Raw genomic sequence first — 18,431 nt, 5'->3', positions numbered from 1 at the left:
AAGTCTCATCATGAGTCAAGATTGCACGAAGTCTAAGCGATAATTTCATCTTACGCCTTGACCTTAAATACCTTAGGCGCTCAAAATATTGGCATATTTCCTCATTATGATCATAAGGCATACAAAACGATGAATCCAAGCGATGATTTAGAATACCAACTAGAAACACTGGCAATTCGCACAGGGCATGATCGTACCTCGGAAGGTGAACATAGTGAGCCGATCTTTTTAACCTCATCATTTGTATGTGAAAGTGCCGCGGATGCCGCTGCAAAATTTTCAGGACAGATCGCAGGCAATACTTATTCACGTTATACCAATCCAACAGTGCAGGCATTTGAAAAGCGTTTAGCTGTTTTGGATGGTGCAGAACGTGCAGTGGCGACCAGTTCAGGTATGGCAGCAGTTCATGCAATGTGTATGGCCTACTTAAAAGCGGGCGATCATGTCATTTGTTCGCGCGCAGTATTTGGTTCAATCATTGCCTTATTTGAAAAATATGTAGCGAAATTTGCGGTTGAAGTGACCTTTGTTGATCTTGGTGATCTTGAGGGCTGGAAACAGGCGATTCGTCCAAATACCCGTATCTTATTTATCGAAACGCCATCGAATCCATTGGCACAAGTCGGTGATATGCAGGCGATTGCCGATATTGCGCATGCCAATGGTGCTTTATTTGCCGTTGATAACTGTTTCTGTACGCCTGTATTACAGCAGCCAATCAAGTTTGGTGCTGATTTAGTCCTTTACTCTGCAACCAAATATATCGATGGTCAGGGCCGTGCGCTTGGTGGTGCGGTGGTTGGTAAGCATGACTTGCTTGAAGAAGTAAATGGTGTCATTCGTACCCTAGGTAATTCAATGAGTCCGTTTAATGCATGGATTTTCTTGAAAGGCCTTGAAACGCTTAGCATTCGTATGAAAGCCCATTGTGAGAGTGCACAGAAACTTGCTGAATGGTTACATCAGCACGAAAAAGTGGAAAAAGTATATTACGCAGGTTTACCTGATCATCCTGGACATGAACTCGCTAAAAAACAACAAAAAGGTTTTGGCGGTGTCGTATCCTTTGTGGTGAAAGGCGAACGTGAAGGCGCATGGACAGTAATCGATAACACGCGCTTCTTATCGATTACCAGTAATCTGGGTGACGTTAAGTCAACAATTACACATCCAGCAACCACCTCACATGGTAGAATGTCGGCAGAAGCTAAACAAGCTGCAGGAATTGAAGAAGGTTTAATTCGTGTGTCTGTTGGTTTAGAAGACATTGATGATATTATTCGCGACTTATCACGCGGTTTAGATTTAATTTAACGAGAGAAACTTATGAACATTAATATGCTCATGCAGCAAGCTCAGCGCATGCAAAAAGATATGGAAACTAATCTTAAAAAAGCCAAAGAAGAGCTTGCAAATACTGAAGTTCATGCGGAAGCAGGCGGTGGTTTAGTTAAAGTAACGATGACTTGCCGTAATGTCGTTAAGCGTATCGAAATTAGCCCTGACTTGTTACAAGACGAAGCAGACATGATTGAAGATTTGATTGCTGCGGCAATGAATGATGCTGCACGTCAGGCGGAAGCAATTTCAGAAGAAAAACTTCAAGGTGCAAACTCAGGTATGGGCTTACCACCAGGTTTATCTGGCTTATTCTAATTGAGTATTCCTCAAGCACTCAATCGGAATGCTTGGGGAATCTTTTTTTCTACAAATAATCGAGTTAATTTGTGTTTAGTGAACGATTTGAACAACTGGTTCAAGCATTACGTATTCTGCCGAGTGTTGGCCCAAAATCAGCACAGCGTATGGCATTGCATTTATTAATGAAAAATCGCGAAGGTGCCTTTGCACTGTCTTATGCTTTACATGAAGCATCCAGCCATATTCATGAATGTCGTATTTGTCACTCTTTAACAGAACATGATGTCTGTGATATTTGCGCCTCTGTAGAACGGGATGAGCAATTGTTATGTGTGGTTGAATCACCAGCAGATGTTATGGCGATTGAACAAAGTGGCAGCTTCCGTGGTAAATATCACGTTTTGGGTGGGCATTTGTCACCTTTAGATGGAATTGGCCCAGAAGAAATCGGGATTCCTTACCTGATTCAGCGTTTGAGCGAAGGACAGATTCAGGAAGTGATTCTGGCAACCAATGCGACGGTAGAAGGGCAAGCAACCGCACATTATCTGGTTGAAGCGACCAAACATTTACCGATTAATATGACCCGAATTGCACAAGGCGTACCACAAGGTGGTGAGCTGGAATATGTCGATAGTCATACTTTAAGTCAGGCTGTCCATAACCGTATGCGCATGAAATAACAGCCTCCTTAGGCATTTTCTTATATTTATTTTAAATTCATGCTGTTAATTTAAACAAATAATTAAATTTTACATTTTGTCTAACATTATCGTAGATCTATTTGCGATGATTTGTGGCACTATGAGCTGGCGAAAAGGATTTTCGTTTTTTGATGAAATGGAGAGAGGAGTAATTTCATGTTTTATATGTGGAATACCAATTAGATTTATTTTTTGTATTTTGTTTTTAGTTAAGCAATAGCTGATCTTAGACAGTTCTATTGCGTATGGTTCTATATTATTTTACTTGAGCACACATGTTTCAGTTTATCCAGCAGCAACAAGATTTAGCTGTTCTCCTAAGCCAGATGGAACAGTGTTCTGTCTATGCACTTGATACCGAATTTATCAAGGTCGATACCTTATATCCGAAACTTGGTGTTTGCCAAATCAATTTAAATGGCCAGATTCTGTTACTCGACGGCGCTGCTTTGGACCTGACAAGTTTTTGGCCAAAGATTTTTGCGGCACAACAGAATATTTTTCATGCCTGCGGTGAAGATATTGATCTGATCTATCATTATGCAGATCAAAAACCGTTAAATAATGTGTTTGATACCCAGATTGCCATGGCATTTCTTGGACATGGCTTACAAGTCAGTTATCAGAATGCATTAAAAACCTGTCTCAATATCGATATTGAAAAAGATCAGACCCGTTCTGACTGGTTGGCAAGACCATTGTCGCAAGAGCAAATGAGTTATGCGGCAAATGATGTTTTGTATCTCACCAAGCTGGCGGATACATTGAAAAATGATCTGAAAGTGAAGGGGCTTTATCAATACGTATTGGAAGATTGTCAGAATCTGACTAAAGAGATTGCAATGGAAACACCATTGGCAGAACTCTATACGGATATTGGTAATTACCGTCATTCACGCCGTGAGTTGATGCAGCTCCAGCAGTTGAGTATCTGGCGAGAACAGATTACCAAGGCATTGAATCAGCCGCGTAGCTTTATTCTCCGTAATGGCACCATGATTGATCTGGTCGAAAAGAATCCACGTAATACGTTCCAACTTGCCAAGATTAAAGATATACGTCCGAATGTGGTTCGTGAGCATGGTAAAACCATTCTGGACTTGCTGAAATTTTTGCCGCCTGAAAATGAATGGCCTTTACGTATGGCACGGCCAATCAAGAATAATTCAAAAGAAGTTGCCCCGAAGATAGATGCTTTAATTGCAAATGTAGTGCTTCAGACTGGAATCCCGAAAGAAGTGTTGTTACGCAAGAAATGGATGAATGCGATCTATGAGCATGTGGTCTTTCATCTGGATGAGCAGAGCTTGCCGAATTATTTAATGGGCTGGCGTTATGACATTCTGACTCAACCATTGATTGCATTGCTGCGGGAAGATATTGATTATCTGGCAACACAAATGAAAATTGCCCGTTAGTATTTTAAGAAAGAGCTAAGTGATTAGCTCTTTTTTTTGGCCTTGACGATCAGCATCATGGGACGTCTTAGTTCATCCTGCCAGCCCATTTTTTCAATCATTTCAGCGGTTGGTGCGGGCTCGATCAGGGCAGTGATTTCGAAACCTGCTTTGAGTAAGGCCATGACATGGGTCTCGATGATACGGTGATATTTCACCACATGGTCACCTAGAAACTGTGTTTCTCTTTGACCTTCTTCAAAATAATGGTCAACAGGCCAGTAAAGGGGCTGTTTTTCATGATCATAAATCCAGTCTTGTTGAGCACGGGCAGTAAATACTGGATGCTCGACGGAATAATACAGCTCACCTTGTGGCGCGAGTAAGTGTGCCGCTTTCACAAATACAGCATCAAGATCTTGTATATAGTGCAAAGCCAACGAACTTATGATCAGGTCAAATGAAGCGGCTTCGGCATCAAATGTTTCAATAGCACTTTGTTGATAGCAAATATTTTCTGCTGCACACAAACGTTGCGCTTGTTCTAGCATTTTGGCGGAGAGATCAATTCCGACTACTGTGGATGCACCTTGTTCCGAGGCATATTGACAATGCCAGCCGTAACCACAGCCTAAATCCAGAATCCTCTTGTTCTTGAGTTCTGGAAGATGGGCTTTAAAGGCAGACCATTCTCCAGCCGCACTGAGTCCATCGCGCGAGCGGGGCATTTTTGAATATTCGTTGAAGAAGTGCGGGTCATCATATTTGTTTTGTTGCATATCACATTTCACATCAGCTTTAGGCTGTAATTATGGCACGTTGATTTTATGACTAGAAGTTGCTTGGCGTACAAGGGATTGAAAAGACGACTCTGGCGTTAACAATCCTTAATGTATCCATTTTTATTTTCATGTATGCTGTCTTTGATTGTTAATAGATGTGAGTAAACATGCACTGCGATATTTATAGATCGAGCAAGAAAGATGAAATGTATATGTATATTGCTCGTCCAAATTATCCTGATGACAAGGAACAAGAGAACCCATTTGAAGGTGTTCCAGAAAGCGTTTTACATGCGTTTGGCAAAGCCACGTTTGTGATGCATTTAGAACTTCATAATGAGCGAAAACTTGCACGTGCAAACGTTTTACATGTTATAGACTCATTAAATACCAAAGGCTTCTTCATTCAAATGCCGCCAGAAGGGTTGATCAATCCAAATGCGGTAGAACCAGAGGGCTTACGCGGTGCTTGAAACTTTAACAGCAATTTGGTCGAACATTCTTTCGGTACTGGATCAGTTTCCTGAAGAAAATGTAGCGATCATTGTTTATGTTACGGGGACGCTAATTGCATTGTGGTGCTGGTATCGTTTGATGTCACGCCTGCCAAATCCAATTGGTGGAATCCTGTGGATCGTGGCTTTTGCAGTTCTTGCAACGCCAACCATTTCAGAAGGTCCAAATTCAGCCCTTGCACCTGCAATTTTTGGCTTGCTTTTTGGTGTGCTCACTAAAGAACATGTCTTGATCTGGTCAAATCTATCATTGATTTTATTTGTCATTGGTACAGGGCTACTGATTGGCTTCTGCTGGTCAAAATACACTGCAAATAAAACTGCACGTTCAGTTTAGATACTAAGTTAAATATAGAAAAATAAGGTTTTTAAATGTCTGCTGATACACAACACTTCGCTGGTACAGATCAATATATCGCGACCGATAGCTTAAAACTTGCAGTGAAAGCTGCACGTGCTCTACAAAAACCATTGCTGGTCAAAGGTGAGCCGGGTACAGGTAAAACTTTGCTTGCAGAACAAGTGGCTGCAAGTCTGGGTTTAAAGCTGATTACCTGGCATATCAAATCGACCACCAAAGCCCAGCAAGGTTTGTATGAATATGATGCGGTTTCGCGTTTGCGTGATAGTCAGTTGGGTGATGATCGTGTCTACGACATTAAAAACTATATTAAGCCCGGTAAATTGTGGGAAGCATTTACCAGTGAGGAGCGTTGTGTTCTGTTGATTGATGAAATTGACAAAGCAGACATTGAGTTCCCAAATGACTTATTGCATGAACTCGATAAAATGTCGTTCTATGTGTATGAGACAGGCGAGACCATTACTGCGACACAACGCCCAATCGTGATTATTACCTCGAATAATGAGAAAGAATTACCAGATGCCTTTTTGCGCCGTTGCTTCTTCCACTATATCGAGTTCCCTGATGAAGCGACCATGCGCGATATCATTGCTGTACATTTTCCAAGTATTTCCAATACATTGGTGAGTGAAGCATTGCAGGTGTTCTTTAAATTACGTGAAATCCCGAATTTGAAGAAGCCACCATCAACCTCTGAACTGATTGACTGGTTAAGCTTGTTGATGGCAGATGATATGCCTGAAGATGTATTGCGTAATCATGATAAATCTAAAGCCATTCCACCGTTGTACGGTGCCTTGATTAAAAATGAACAAGATGTGCAATTGCTTGAACGTTTAGCCTTTATGTCACGCCGTTAAGAGTACTTAGCAATGTTTGTGCGACTGTTTTACACCTTACGCAAATATGGCGTACCTGTAACAACACGTGAGCTCATTGATCTTAATCAGGCAGTAGCTTCAGGTCTTGTGTTTGCAGATCAGGAAGAGTTCTATCAATTGGCTAAAACAGTTTTAGTCAAAGATGAACGCTTCTTTGATAAGTTCGATCGTGCCATGAAAGATTACTTTGATGGCATTGAAACCTTTGATTTAGATGAATTGCTGAAACAAGTTCACAAATTACCCAAAGACTGGTTTGATCTTGAACTGTTGGAAAAGCATCTAACGCCTGAGCAACGTGCGGAATTGCAAAAAGCGGGTTCGCTCGAAGAACTGATGAAAATGCTGGAAGAACGTTTACGTGAACAGCATAAGAAACATCAGGGTGGCAATCGTATGGTTGGCACAGGTGGTACTTCGCCTTTTGGTGCGTTTGGTGATCATCCTGAAGGTGTTCGTATTGGTGGCCCAGGGCGTAAACGTTCTGCGGTGAAAGTATGGGAACAGCGTAAATACCAGAATCTGGATGATGATCAGGTTCTGGGAACCCGCCAAATGCAAATCGCTTTACGCCGTTTACGTAAGTTTGCCCGTCAAGGAGCTGCTGAAGAGCTAGATGTCGATGGTACTATCCGTGAAACAGCCAAACAGGGTATTCTGGATGTACAACTGGTGCCTGAGCGTCGTAACCGCATTAAAGTGTTGATGCTGTTTGATGTTGGCGGTTCGATGGATGCCTATATTGCTGAATGCGAAAAGCTATTCAGTGCGGCCAAATCAGAGTTTAAAACCCTCGAATACTTCTATTTCCATAATTGCCTGTATGATTATGTCTGGAAAGACAACCATCGCCGTAGCGCAACCCGTATGAATACGTGGGATCTGTTCCATACGTATGGACGTGATTATCGCGTCATTGTGGTGGGTGATGCCAGTATGGCACCGTATGAGTTAAAGTCAGTTGGTGGCTCGGTAGAGTATATGAATGATGAGGCGGGTGAAGTGTGGCTGAGACGTTTACGTCAGCATTTTGATAAAACCGCTTGGCTGAATCCGGAAATGGAAGGCTATTGGCATTACACCCAAACTATTAACTGGATTAAAGACATTTTTGAAAATCATATGTTTCCGATGACGCTGAAAGGTATCGAAGACATGACGCGCTACTTATCGCGTTAATATTTATATGAAGACAACAACTTTATAAAAACAGGAATAATGATGGAACATCAAATCAATGGGGTAGCTTTACCCAATGAAGCAGGTTTCTTTGGAAATTTTGGCGGTCAGTTCATTCCTCCTCACTTAAAAGAGGCGATGGATGAGATTAATGCGGCTTATGAAGAGATTCGCCATACCGCCGAGTTTCAAGATGAGCTGAACGATTTATTTAAAAATTATGTGGGTCGTCCAAGTCCATTATTTCATGCCAAGCGTTTATCTCAACAATTGGGTGGCGCACAGATTTATTTAAAACGTGAAGACCTGAACCATACTGGTGCGCATAAGATCAATCACTGCTTAGGCGAAGCGCTACTTGCCAAATACATGGGTAAAACGAAGGTTATTGCTGAGACAGGTGCAGGACAGCATGGTGTCGCTTTAGCAACTGCTTGTGCATTGGTGGGTATTCCGTGTGAAATTCATATGGGACAAGTGGATATCGAAAAAGAGCATCCCAATGTCGTTAAAATGAAAATTCTGGGTGCAAAACTGGTTTCAGTGACTCAAGGCACAGCAACCTTAAAAGATGCAGTCGATAGTGCCTTTGAGGAATATTTAAAAGATCCGAAAAACTATATCTATGCGATTGGTTCAGTCGTTGGTCCACATCCTTTCCCGAAAATGGTTCGAGATTTTCAGTCAATTATTGGCAATGAAATCAAAGCTCAATCCAATGAACGTTTTGGACAGAATCCAGATTATGTGGTGGCTTGTGTCGGTGGTGGATCGAATGCGATTGGTGCATTTACCGCATTTTTAAACGAAACTGATGTCAAACTGGTGGGTGTAGAGCCAGCAGGTCATGGCTTGGATACCGATAAGCACTCTGCAACGCTGACCTTGGGTAAACCGGGACAGATTCATGGCATGGCGTGTTATGTGCTAGAGGATGAGCAAGGTGAACCCTTACCTGTGCATTCGATTGCATCAGGACTGGATTATCCCGGTGTGGGGCCACAACATAGTTTCCTGAAAGAACTGGGACGTGTGCAATATGAAACGGCGACCGATCAAGAATGTTTAGATGCATTTATGACCCTTTCACGGGTGGAAGGTATTGTACCTGCGTTGGAAAGTTCACATGCGGTGGCTTGGGCGTTACGTGAAGCACCTAAAATGGATAGGAATACCAAGATCGTGGTCAACCTTTCGGGTCGTGGTGATAAAGACTCAGACTATGTCGCTGAAAAATTAGGACTATAAGCTTTTTACCCAAGTTAATGCTTTAAAAGACCGCTTCTTGTAGAGAGGCGGTTTTTTTATTGTTAAATCTTGCCTAATCCCGTTAGAATAAAGCGTTTTGCAATTAGCACTTTTGGAGACGCCTAAGTGGAGCGACCTACAATCAGCCCTGAACATTTACAAGAAGCGGCTGAAAATTTAGTAACCATTCGAGATTTTGTTCGTTTTGGGGTAACCGCACTTCGTCAATATGACGCACACTTAGGTCAAGGGACTCAAGATTATTTTGCAGAAAGCTCTGCATTGGTACTTCAAACACTTTCACTTGAGTGGAAAGCCGACGCTGAGATTCTGGATGCGAAGTTACTGCCAAGTGAAAAAGCAGAATTCTTAAGTTTATTAGAACGTCGTATCAATGACCGTATTCCAACCTCGTATTTATTGAACTTGGCCTATTTCTTCAATAAGCCATTCTATGTCGATGAGCGTGTACTGATTCCTCGTTCACCCATTGCCGAGTTGATTGAACAGCGTTTTGCACCATACTGCCTAGATGAGAATGGTCGTATGCTGGAAGCGTTAAACAACTTACCAGAAAATAATAATCCAAAAACACCGCAACGCATTCTTGATATGTGTACAGGTTCAGGTTGTATCGCAATTGCATTGGCTTATGCTTATCCAGATGCAGAAGTAGATGCAACGGATATCTCAAAAGAAGCGTTAGAAGTCGCTTCAATTAATACCGAGCATCATGACAAGCAATATCAGGTGGCTTTACTTGAATCTGATTTATTCTCAAAAATTCCTGCTGAGAATCAATATGACCTGATCGTGAGCAATCCGCCGTATGTGGATGCTGAAGATATGGCGGATTTACCAGAAGAATTCTTGCATGAGCCTGAGCTTGCGTTGGCTGCTGGTCAGGATGGTCTGGATCTGGTTCGTAAAATGTTAGCTCAAGCGGCTGATTATTTGACTGAAGATGGTCTAATCGTGATTGAAGTAGGTAATTCTGAGTGGGCAATGCGCCAGAACTTCAACACGGTTGATTTCCATTGGTTGACTTTCCAGAGAGGTGGTTCTGGTATTTTTGCCTTAACTGCTGAACAATGCCGTCGTTATAAAGAATTATTTCAGCAATCCGTTCAAAATTAAGAGGCGATGAAACATGGCAGGGAATAGTATTGGGCAACTGTTTCGAGTGACAACATGTGGTGAGTCACATGGGGTTGGCTTGATGGCAATTGTCGATGGGGTGCCACCTGGTCTTGAGCTTTGTGAAGCTGATTTGCAAAAAGATCTTGATCGCCGTAAACCGGGGACATCAAAGTTTGCAACGCAACGTAAAGAGCCAGATCAAGTCGAAATCATTTCTGGTGTTTTTGAAGGTAAAACGACAGGAACATCGATTGGTTTGTTGATTCGTAATACAGATCAGAAATCAAAAGATTACGGCAATATTGCTCAAACATTCCGTCCAGGCCATGCTGATTATACCTATACGCAAAAATACGGCTTCCGTGACTATCGTGGTGGTGGTCGTTCAAGCGCGCGTGAAACTGCAATGCGTGTTGCTGCGGGGGCGATTGCCAAGAAGTATCTTGCTGAAAAATTTGGCATTGATATTCGTGGCCATGTTACTCAAATTGGTAATGAAGTTGCAGAAAAACTGGATTGGGCGGAAGTACCGAATAATCCATTTTTCTGTGGTGATGTTGATGCTGTTCCGCGTTTTGAACAGCTGGTCACTGCTTTACGTGAGCAAGGCACCAGTTGTGGCGCAAAACTTGAAATTGTGGCTGAAAAAGTACCTGTCGGCTGGGGTGAACCTGTATTTGATCGTTTAGATGCAGATATTGCCCATGCGATGATGAGCATCAATGCGGTTAAAGGCGTTGAGATTGGTGATGGTTTCGCTGTTGCTGGGCAGTTTGGTCATGAAACTCGTGATGAGCTGACAACAGACGGTTTCCTTGCCAATCATGCAGGCGGTATTTTAGGTGGGATTTCGAGTGGTCAAACGATTCGTGTTGCGATTGCATTGAAACCGACTGCAAGTATTACCACACCAGGTAAAACCATTACGATTGAACGTGAAAATACTGATGTATTAACCAAAGGTCGTCATGATCCGTGTGTGGGTGTACGTGCAACGCCGATTGCTGAAGCGATGTTGGCGATTGTGTTAATGGATCACTTTTTAAGACATCGTGCTCAAAATGCCGATGTGGTTGCACCATTTAAGCCAATCGAACCCTAATATAAAAAAGATTAAGCCACACGGATAATTTATTATATGTGTGGCTTAGATCACATTTTAAATAGAATAAAATTAAATTAATTTAACATTCATTCAATAATAGTTAATCAATTATAAAGTTTCAGAAATCATATTATCTGATGTCGCAATATGATACTGATTTCGACCATTACTTTTCGCAATATATAACGCATGATCGGCCTGCGCAATAAACTCGGATAGACTGTCATTTAGACTTGGCGTCATGGTGGCAACACCCACACTAATAGTGACTTGCTTGGATACATGGCTTCTTGGGTGAGCAATCCCGATATTACTGATGAGCTCCATGAGTCTGCGTACCTGAACCAAGGCCTGTTCACGATCCGTCATGGCAAACAGTAACAGAAACTCTTCACCACCATAGCGTGCAGCAAGATCGCCACTGCGTGAGGCGATAGAACCAAGCATAATCGCGATGCGCCGTAAGCACTGATCACCCTGAATATGCCCCAAGGTATCGTTATAGAGCTTAAAGAAATCGATATCGATCATCATGATGGTGATTGGCAGTCCATGCCGTGTCGCACGTTTCCATTCATTCTCAAGCACCTCATCCAGATAACGGCGATTTGCCAGACCTGTTAAAGCATCCTGTTGAGAGAGAATCGACAGTTGTTGGGCTTGTCGCATCAGTTCTAAACGGTTGAGTTCGATCATGCAGTTTTGCAGATAGTTTTCACGGTGTTGCCGATCAGTTGCATAAGCAAGCGCCATCCCCAGAAAACTGCTGAAGGTATAGGTACGGTTCAGGAATGTCCAGTCGATGGCACCACTGAGCCATGTACTGGCAATAATCCCGATCAAACCGCCCACCCAGCCCGCAATAATCGCTGTATAGAAGCGCATACCGACGAAACCGTAAATGATCACAACGGCATACATCATGGCGGCATGGAACAGAACGTTATTTTGTCCTTGTTCCAGTACGTTAATGATCGTAAACGAAATAGCGACAGCGCCCATGGAGCCGATACAGACATAGTGGTCAAACCATTTATTCATCATCGGCAGGAAAGACAGCATCCATGCCAAGGTAATAATGATCCCAACCCATCCGTAGGTTGCCATCCAGGTGATACGCAGATCTGTAGGTAGAACCTGATAGATACCGAAGCTTAGAAATAGATATAAACCTAAAATAATAGGGGCGCGATAACGAAACTCATGCGCAGCCTCATTTCTGTACTGATCACGATAGATCACTTCTAATTCTTTAGGAAACCAAACTAAATTTAGCCCGCGAGAAATTAACAAGTCGATTTGTTCTTGTCCCAATATATTGGAAGCTTTCAACTTCATCTTATCTCTCACCACTCCCAAAAATGTTCTTATAAATGTCAAAATAGGGATTATTTTTTTACTACGTTACACTGATTTAAATAGAATGTGTATTAGATTATAAAAAAAATATTAATTTTTAAATAATAAGCATTGCCTAATATAATGATTCAAGCTTAAATTAGATTCAAGAAATAAAAAGCTGTTACAAATTAAACGGCAATCGATTGTATCTTGGTGGCATTGAGATACAATTTATAAAAAAGCATCAATCATGGTCAATGGTTGAATTAAGTCATACGAAATAGGATGCATCGCAATGACTGCTATGAATCAATATGGAACAAAACTAGAAATCACACCTCACTCCGAATGGGCGCAACAGTTCTGGGATGACCTGTTACCTTCGAAAGAAAGAGTGAGTAAACATCCATTATTTATGGATATGGCAAATGGTTCATTAAGTCTGGAATGTTTTCGTTCAGCCTTATTGAATTTCTATCCCTTGGTGGCTCATTTTCCGTCTTATATGGCTGGATCATTGGCGAAAGCAACCTCATTTGAACTGGATGGAGTAACTGAAACCCGAGACTGGCTGATCCAGAATATCAAGGTGGAAGAACGGCATTTGAATTGGTATCAGGACTGGGCAGGGGGATTTGGTCTGACGGTTGAGATGCTCAACAATGTCAAACCGCCTGTGGCCATGAACGCAGTAAATCACTTTTTATGGGATGTCAACTTCCGAGGCACGCTGGCTGAAAGTATTGCTGCGACCAATCTCGCAATTGAATGGGCAACAGGCGACTGGACTATTCAGGTGTATAAAGGAATACAGGTTTATACCCAGCATCCTGAAGTGAATATCAATAAACGTTCTTTAGCGTGGTTAAGAGCACATGCACATTATGATGATTTGCATCCGTATGAGGCGATGGAACTGATTAAGCGTTTATGTGATAAAGATCCTGTACTACAACAAAAGGCTTTTCTGGCTGCTCAGGAAGGTCTGGCCTATTACGAATTGGCTTTAGATGAGTGTTATAAGCTACAGCACAAAAACTAAAGCCATTCTATAGATAAAAACTGCTATGACGTTGGGGTACGCATAGCAGTTTTTTTTATGGCCTATTTATTTTAATGGATGCATCTTGTCATCAAAATTTTCGAGTAATGGAAATTCGAGTGCTTTTAGCTGGTCAAGCTGAGTGATGTGGCTTTCAAAATCAGTTAACAGTTTTTGTCGGGCTTCGTGACTGATATAAGGTACGTGATAGGCAATGAAGGGCGGTAGAACTTCAAATCCCGCATAGGCCAACGTGCCACGCTGGATGGATGAAAGATAATGCTCAATTGGCCCATGAATAGTGTTTTCACCAAACATGTGATCACGGCCACCCAAAGTTAAACAAAGCATGGCTTTTTTGCCACGCATGCCGCCGTGGTTGTAAAAGCGTTTGCCACCATAAAACAGTCCAGAGACAAATACACGATCAATCCAGCCCTTTAAAATGGCTGGTACCGAAGTCCAGTATAAGGGAAAGCTCAAAATGAGTAGATCTGCACGTTGTACTTTTTCAATTTCAGTCTGAATATCCTGTGAAAATTGCTGCTGTTTAAATGCATGGCGTTGTTCCAAAGCATAATTCAGGTAATCAGGCTGGTTTAAGCTTTGAAAATCATCTTGAGATGCAACTGGATTAAAATTCATCTCATACAGATCAGAGATTTCAACGTTGTGGCCGAGTTTTTCAAAAGTTTCTTGTGCCTTGTCCTTGAGTGCACTGGTAAATGACAAGTTTTCTGGATGAGCATGCACAATCAGTATATTCATTGGGATATCACATTAATCAATATATTTTAGATAAATGAACTATGCCGAAATGCTTAAAACTGGCATAGTTCATTAGCTGCCAATATTTACCATTTCACGCCAAATTCATGTAATGAGAACATAAGAATGAGCCCAGAATTACCAGGAAGCTATGTCAACTTATTGATCGATGTGGTGAAAAAATGGAATATTTCTCCTGAGCAAATGCTGGCAGGTACAGGTATTCAGGTGCAAAAACTTGAAGCTCCGTTCTGGTATGTAGATATGAATATTTTCAATTATTTACTCGAAAAAGCGGCGACCTTAACCAAGGAACCTGCAATGAGTTTATATCTTGCTCAGGACATGCGAGCATCTTGTTATGGTAATGTGGGAATCGCTGCAACCGCAGCACAGACATTATCGGAAGCGATAGAGATTTTAGAGCAATTTATTGGTCTACATTGCGCCGTTTTTAAGCCTAGACTTAAGATTGACGGCGAAATGGCGTACTTATATTTTTCTCAGCCATTACGACCAGAGCGATTGAATCCACACGCGATTTGCTTTTTGATATTTGGATTCGCACAGATTCTGGAGAGTCTGGCTCAAGTTAATTTGGAGATTCGCTATAAGTTTCAGCAAGATAAACCTGATTTTTATAGAAATATCCATCCGAATAAGTATTTAAGCGTGGATTTTGCTGCGGAAGCAGATTGCCTGATTTTTAAGAAAGAATGTTTGGGTATACCGTTAAAAACCTCAGATCCGTTGCTTGCACGTTTAAGCAGACAACAATGCCAGCAAGATGCTCAGAAACTGGCACAAAAAAGAATGAGGAAGGATCGTCTGGATGCTGTGATTAAAGCCATGATTTATGACGAACAGGATGGTTTTTTATCAATCAAACAAATTGCAGGAAAACTGCATATTTCAGAGAGATCATTACAAAGGCAGCTAGGACAGCAACAAACAACGTTTCAGACATTATTGGCAGAGGTGCGTAGACAACATGCTGAGCATTTATTAAAACAGCCAAAGTTATCTATTCAAGAGGTGGCGGATCGTTTGGGCTATGCTGATATTTCTCATTTCTCACGTGCATTTAAACGCTGGACGAATGTGACACCAAAATTTTATCGGGAAGTAAGCAAAGCACTAATCGTAAATTAAGTTTATGAACTAAAGCTTCTAATTTAGAATAGAGAAAAGTTTAATAAGATCAGTGTGGTATTACATACCAGAATTATGATTTCCTTATATTCTGAAATTACAGGACAGATCTCGTTTTCTGCTAAAAAATAGCTTTGACGATAATAGAAGAGTTAGAAAGTCATACCTAATGACTAAAGAATAACCCCTAAAAGCAAAGCCGTCGCTGGTTTTGCTTTTAGGGGGTAAATCAAGGAGTTTGTTCTAGAAAACCTAATATTAAGGAACAATCACAAAATCAGGGTTTGCTATTGCAAAAATTGCTTCACGATCTGCAACTGGCGGATAAATCCATACAGTATTAATTTCTTGTTTAATTTTTTTCGCCTCGTGACGCACAAATTGAACTTTTCGATCCCATCCTTCAGTATAAAGCGCTCCCCATGGACCTAAGTCAACACAAGTCACATACTTCGGCTGACTATAAGCGTGTAATGGTAAATCAACCAGTTCTGCGGCAGCATTATAACCCGCTACACGGCCTAGGCTCATCGCATGCTGACACGACATTACGTTAAAATTACCTAAATCGTCAGTTGGAACTTTGACTGTATCTCCAGTCACAAAAATATTTTTTGCTTCAGGTGCATGTAAATAAGCATCACCTAAAATACGACCTAAATTATCTTTTTCACCTGCAATTTGAGAGGTAAGTGAGTTTGCTCGCATGCCTGCAGTCCAAATAACAGTTTCTGCTTCAATTCTTTCGCCGTTAGAAAGTGTTACGCCAGAAGCATCAAGTGCAGTAACGCGTAGCTCAGCTTTACCTTCCACACCGAGTTCGTCGAGAGCTTCACGAATGACAGCCGCAGCTTCATCACCCAATGCTGCACCAATTTCTGCTGATGAATCGACTAAAACCACACGAATATCAGTTTCACCTAAAATGCTACGCAGACGTTCAGGCATTTCAGTCACGGTTTCAAGCCCAGTCAGGCCGCCACCAGCAACAACTACAGTATTACGTGCTGCATTTGCAGGTTTATGGGCTAAGTTTTTAAGATGTTGATCTAATTTTTCCGCATCTTCTAATGTGCTTACGCTAAATCCATACTCGGTAAGACCTGGTATAGGCGGCATAAACGTGGTGCTTCCAGTTGCCAGAATAAAACGGTCATAGCTTAAAGTCTGTTTATCGCCTTGAGTTGTGGTAATTACAAGATTTTGGGCAGCAGCATCAATTTCATTTACCCAGCCAGCCACATATTTAACGTCAACTACGCTTAATACTTCTGAAATATCAGGGTACATATTTTCAAGTACAGCTTCATAAAGACGAGGACGAATATCCACATTTGGACTAGGGGAAACCATTATCACTTCAATGTTTTGTTGTTGGGAAGCCAAGTGAATTGCCCGTTGTGCGGCAAGTGCAGCCCATAAACCAGCAAAACCAGAACCTGCAATAATAATACGCTTACTCATTTGATTATCCTTTTGATCGATTTTTTCGGACATACAAGTTCTAGCTCACTCCCAAATTTTGGGTGAGCGAATCCTTTCTCTGACTGTCCGAAAAATCTAAGAAGGCGTTTAAAACGATTAAGGGGTGTTATTGCTCTAGGATTTGAGACCCTTTCAGCTCATTAGTCTGGCGGTGTATCCCGTGATATCTTACTTTTCCGCATTTTTGCTGTTCTTCCTTCAATGCGTTCATTGATCCAGCCATTTACATCACTAAAAAATACATCGGGTGCATAACGGCCAAAACGATCTGCAATATCACCAAGTGTATGTGCACCTAAAGCATCTCGCATGGCTTTTTCAGCCTGTAGCATAACTGCATGAACTGCACACACACCACTGGTTGCCCAATCGGGTGGGGTATTGTTAAAGACTGCACATTTACCACGAACTTCTTGACACTCAAAAAGTGGTTTTTCACCCTCAATTGCATTCACAATATCTAAAAAACTGATTTCGTGAGCAGATTGGGCCAGTAAATATCCGCCGCGAACACCTTCTTGTGCTACAACAAGTCCAGCCTTTTCAAGTTTAGGAAAAATCTTGGCCATAAAACTTGGAGAGACTCCTTGTAATTCGGCAAGATCCTTACTACTCAAAGGTTTGTCTTCATTATTCACAAGAAAAAGAAGACAGTGAATCGCATACTCGACGCTACTAGTGATATAAGCCATTTAATTTCATAATTGATCAATTACAAACACAGACTAATGTAGTCTGTGTTTTAAGTCAATAATAAAACTAAGACAAAGTTAGTCTTAGTTTTTTATGAAAGTGATTTAGGTGGGAGGAATAGGTGCTATATAACTGAATTTAAGTAATTTTAAAGCAATATTAGGGGCTGTAAATAATTTAAAAATTATTAGAAAAACTTACGAATGCCACCAATAATTTTTTCATATAAAGCAATGAAAATTAGTCAACAAATTGATTTTAAGACATCAATTGAGAGTTTTGAGCGTAATTAAAAACCTAACTATAAATGCAAATTTTGCTAATAAAGGTCTTAAGAATTGACTAAATTTTTTCTAGGAGAGTGGCGGCAGTCCGCCACTAATTAAAATGCTGAGACTAGGGTTCTGATAGTTACGATTTCTGTTTAGCTTTTTGGCGTAAGACATACAAATATAAGTTTTCTACTTTTTCACGTGCCCATGGTGTGGTACGTAAGAATCGCAATGATGATTTAACACTTGGATCTATACAAAAACATCTAATTTCAATTTTACGACTTAAGCCCTCAAAGCCACCGTAGTAATCCAATAACTCATCCAAAATGTCAGCAAGTTTTTTGCCGTGTAGAGGGTCATTGGAGGCGTTCATAATAGATCAACTATATTTTAGGAGACCATCATTATAACCTGAGCTAGTTGAAAAATGAGAGGGTTGGAATTTAAACGTAATTAACATAGAAAATAAAAGCTTATCTTCTTATTGATGTGTACTGAAATAGCAGGAGACCTTAACTTAAGAGGTTCTAGGCAGCCAGCTTGAAAAATCTTCTGCCATTTGATTTAGTGTCTTAAATAAAATCTAGACCTTTCTTTTTATGGAATAAGAACTCTAAGTCAGCAACGTCAATCTCTACGATCATAATTCACGTTGCTTAGCTGTGGCAACAAACAATGACTTGCGTAGCCGTCATGCGACATATAAGTTGCCATTT

General features: G+C 41.1%; 19 protein-coding genes. 13 read left to right on the top strand and 6 right to left on the bottom strand.

The window, feature by feature from the left end:
- The first annotated feature begins 129 nt into the window (after positions 1–129).
- From EC846_RS04660 to EC846_RS04645, 4 genes are all read left to right on the top strand, one after another.
- Positions 130–1,317, top strand: a complete 1,188-nt coding sequence (locus EC846_RS04660; protein ID WP_004772116.1) for an O-succinylhomoserine sulfhydrylase — start codon at positions 130–132, stop codon at positions 1,315–1,317.
- Positions 1,318–1,329: 12 nt separating this feature from the next.
- On the top strand, positions 1,330–1,659 hold the full coding sequence (locus tag EC846_RS04655) for a YbaB/EbfC family nucleoid-associated protein (RefSeq protein ID WP_004772118.1): 330 nt from the start codon (positions 1,330–1,332) through the stop codon (positions 1,657–1,659).
- A gap of 71 nt (positions 1,660–1,730) precedes the next feature.
- Positions 1,731–2,327: a recombination mediator RecR gene (gene recR, locus EC846_RS04650; protein ID WP_004772120.1), complete on the top strand. Its 597-nt coding sequence runs from the start codon at positions 1,731–1,733 to the stop codon at positions 2,325–2,327.
- Between the two features lie 296 nt (positions 2,328–2,623).
- Entirely contained in the window at positions 2,624–3,766 is a 1,143-nt protein-coding gene (locus tag EC846_RS04645; protein WP_123774365.1) for a ribonuclease D, read from the top strand.
- Positions 3,767–3,789: 23 nt separating this feature from the next.
- Here EC846_RS04645 and EC846_RS04640 read toward each other — a convergent pair whose 3' ends face one another.
- On the bottom strand, positions 3,790–4,524 hold the full coding sequence (locus EC846_RS04640; protein WP_123774364.1) for a class I SAM-dependent methyltransferase: 735 nt from the start codon (positions 4,522–4,524) through the stop codon (positions 3,790–3,792).
- A 170-nt stretch (positions 4,525–4,694) separates the two neighbouring features.
- Between EC846_RS04640 and EC846_RS04635 the strand changes: the two genes are divergently transcribed.
- The 7 genes from EC846_RS04635 (at position 4,695) to aroC (ending at position 10,956) form a co-directional block, all read left to right on the top strand.
- On the top strand, positions 4,695–5,000 hold the full coding sequence (locus EC846_RS04635; RefSeq protein ID WP_005257572.1) for a YcgL domain-containing protein: 306 nt from the start codon (positions 4,695–4,697) through the stop codon (positions 4,998–5,000).
- Positions 4,993–5,379 (top strand): hypothetical protein, encoded by a 387-nt coding sequence (locus EC846_RS04630; RefSeq protein ID WP_004772126.1) that lies wholly within the window; start codon positions 4,993–4,995, stop codon positions 5,377–5,379. The genes EC846_RS04635 and EC846_RS04630 overlap by 8 nt, the downstream gene beginning before the upstream one ends.
- A gap of 35 nt (positions 5,380–5,414) precedes the next feature.
- The gene (locus EC846_RS04625; RefSeq protein ID WP_004772128.1) at positions 5,415–6,266 is read left to right on the top strand and encodes an AAA family ATPase; all 852 of its coding nucleotides are present in this window, start codon (positions 5,415–5,417) and stop codon (positions 6,264–6,266) included.
- 12 nt (positions 6,267–6,278) lie between these two features.
- Positions 6,279–7,466, top strand: coding sequence for a vWA domain-containing protein (locus EC846_RS04620; RefSeq protein ID WP_004772130.1), 1,188 nt, complete (start codon positions 6,279–6,281; stop codon positions 7,464–7,466).
- 42 nt (positions 7,467–7,508) lie between these two features.
- Positions 7,509–8,714 (top strand): tryptophan synthase subunit beta, encoded by a 1,206-nt coding sequence (gene trpB, locus EC846_RS04615; RefSeq protein ID WP_123774363.1) that lies wholly within the window; start codon positions 7,509–7,511, stop codon positions 8,712–8,714.
- Between the two features lie 126 nt (positions 8,715–8,840).
- The gene (gene prmB / locus EC846_RS04610) at positions 8,841–9,851 is read left to right on the top strand and encodes a 50S ribosomal protein L3 N(5)-glutamine methyltransferase (protein WP_004772132.1); all 1,011 of its coding nucleotides are present in this window, start codon (positions 8,841–8,843) and stop codon (positions 9,849–9,851) included.
- A 13-nt stretch (positions 9,852–9,864) separates the two neighbouring features.
- Complete coding sequence (aroC, locus tag EC846_RS04605) at positions 9,865–10,956, top strand: chorismate synthase (RefSeq protein WP_005257576.1); 1,092 nt, start codon at positions 9,865–9,867, stop codon at positions 10,954–10,956.
- A 111-nt stretch (positions 10,957–11,067) separates the two neighbouring features.
- Here the strand turns inward: aroC and EC846_RS04600 are convergent, their stop codons facing one another.
- Positions 11,068–12,297, bottom strand: a complete 1,230-nt coding sequence (locus tag EC846_RS04600) for a GGDEF domain-containing protein (RefSeq protein ID WP_004772135.1) — start codon at positions 12,295–12,297, stop codon at positions 11,068–11,070.
- A gap of 298 nt (positions 12,298–12,595) precedes the next feature.
- On the opposite strand from EC846_RS04600, the gene EC846_RS04595 reads away from it, so the two are divergent.
- Positions 12,596–13,342 carry a TenA family transcriptional regulator gene (locus EC846_RS04595; protein ID WP_004772138.1) on the top strand — a complete coding sequence of 249 codons (747 nt, stop codon included), beginning with the start codon at positions 12,596–12,598 and terminating at the stop codon, positions 13,340–13,342.
- A gap of 66 nt (positions 13,343–13,408) precedes the next feature.
- Here EC846_RS04595 and EC846_RS04590 read toward each other — a convergent pair whose 3' ends face one another.
- Positions 13,409–14,110 (bottom strand): NAD(P)H-dependent oxidoreductase, encoded by a 702-nt coding sequence (locus tag EC846_RS04590; protein ID WP_123774362.1) that lies wholly within the window; start codon positions 14,108–14,110, stop codon positions 13,409–13,411.
- Positions 14,111–14,236: 126 nt separating this feature from the next.
- Here EC846_RS04590 and EC846_RS04585 point away from each other — a divergent pair, with 126 nt between their 5' ends.
- Complete coding sequence (locus EC846_RS04585) at positions 14,237–15,262, top strand: AraC family transcriptional regulator (RefSeq protein ID WP_123774361.1); 1,026 nt, start codon at positions 14,237–14,239, stop codon at positions 15,260–15,262.
- 258 nt (positions 15,263–15,520) lie between these two features.
- Here EC846_RS04585 and EC846_RS04580 read toward each other — a convergent pair whose 3' ends face one another.
- From EC846_RS04580 to EC846_RS04570, 3 genes are all read right to left on the bottom strand, one after another.
- Positions 15,521–16,726 (bottom strand): NAD(P)/FAD-dependent oxidoreductase, encoded by a 1,206-nt coding sequence (locus tag EC846_RS04580; protein ID WP_123774360.1) that lies wholly within the window; start codon positions 16,724–16,726, stop codon positions 15,521–15,523.
- Between the two features lie 161 nt (positions 16,727–16,887).
- Complete coding sequence (locus EC846_RS04575; RefSeq protein ID WP_123774359.1) at positions 16,888–17,439, bottom strand: RrF2 family transcriptional regulator; 552 nt, start codon at positions 17,437–17,439, stop codon at positions 16,888–16,890.
- 412 nt (positions 17,440–17,851) lie between these two features.
- Complete coding sequence (locus tag EC846_RS04570; RefSeq protein WP_004961824.1) at positions 17,852–18,088, bottom strand: VF530 family DNA-binding protein; 237 nt, start codon at positions 18,086–18,088, stop codon at positions 17,852–17,854.
- Positions 18,089–18,431 lie beyond the last annotated feature (343 nt).

This window comes from Acinetobacter sp. BIGb0102, from assembly GCF_003815055.1.
GTDB lineage: Bacteria > Pseudomonadota > Gammaproteobacteria > Pseudomonadales > Moraxellaceae > Acinetobacter > Acinetobacter vivianii.
The sequence above is the reverse complement of the archived record's forward strand: the minus strand, read 5'-3'. Positions and strand labels throughout refer to the sequence as shown.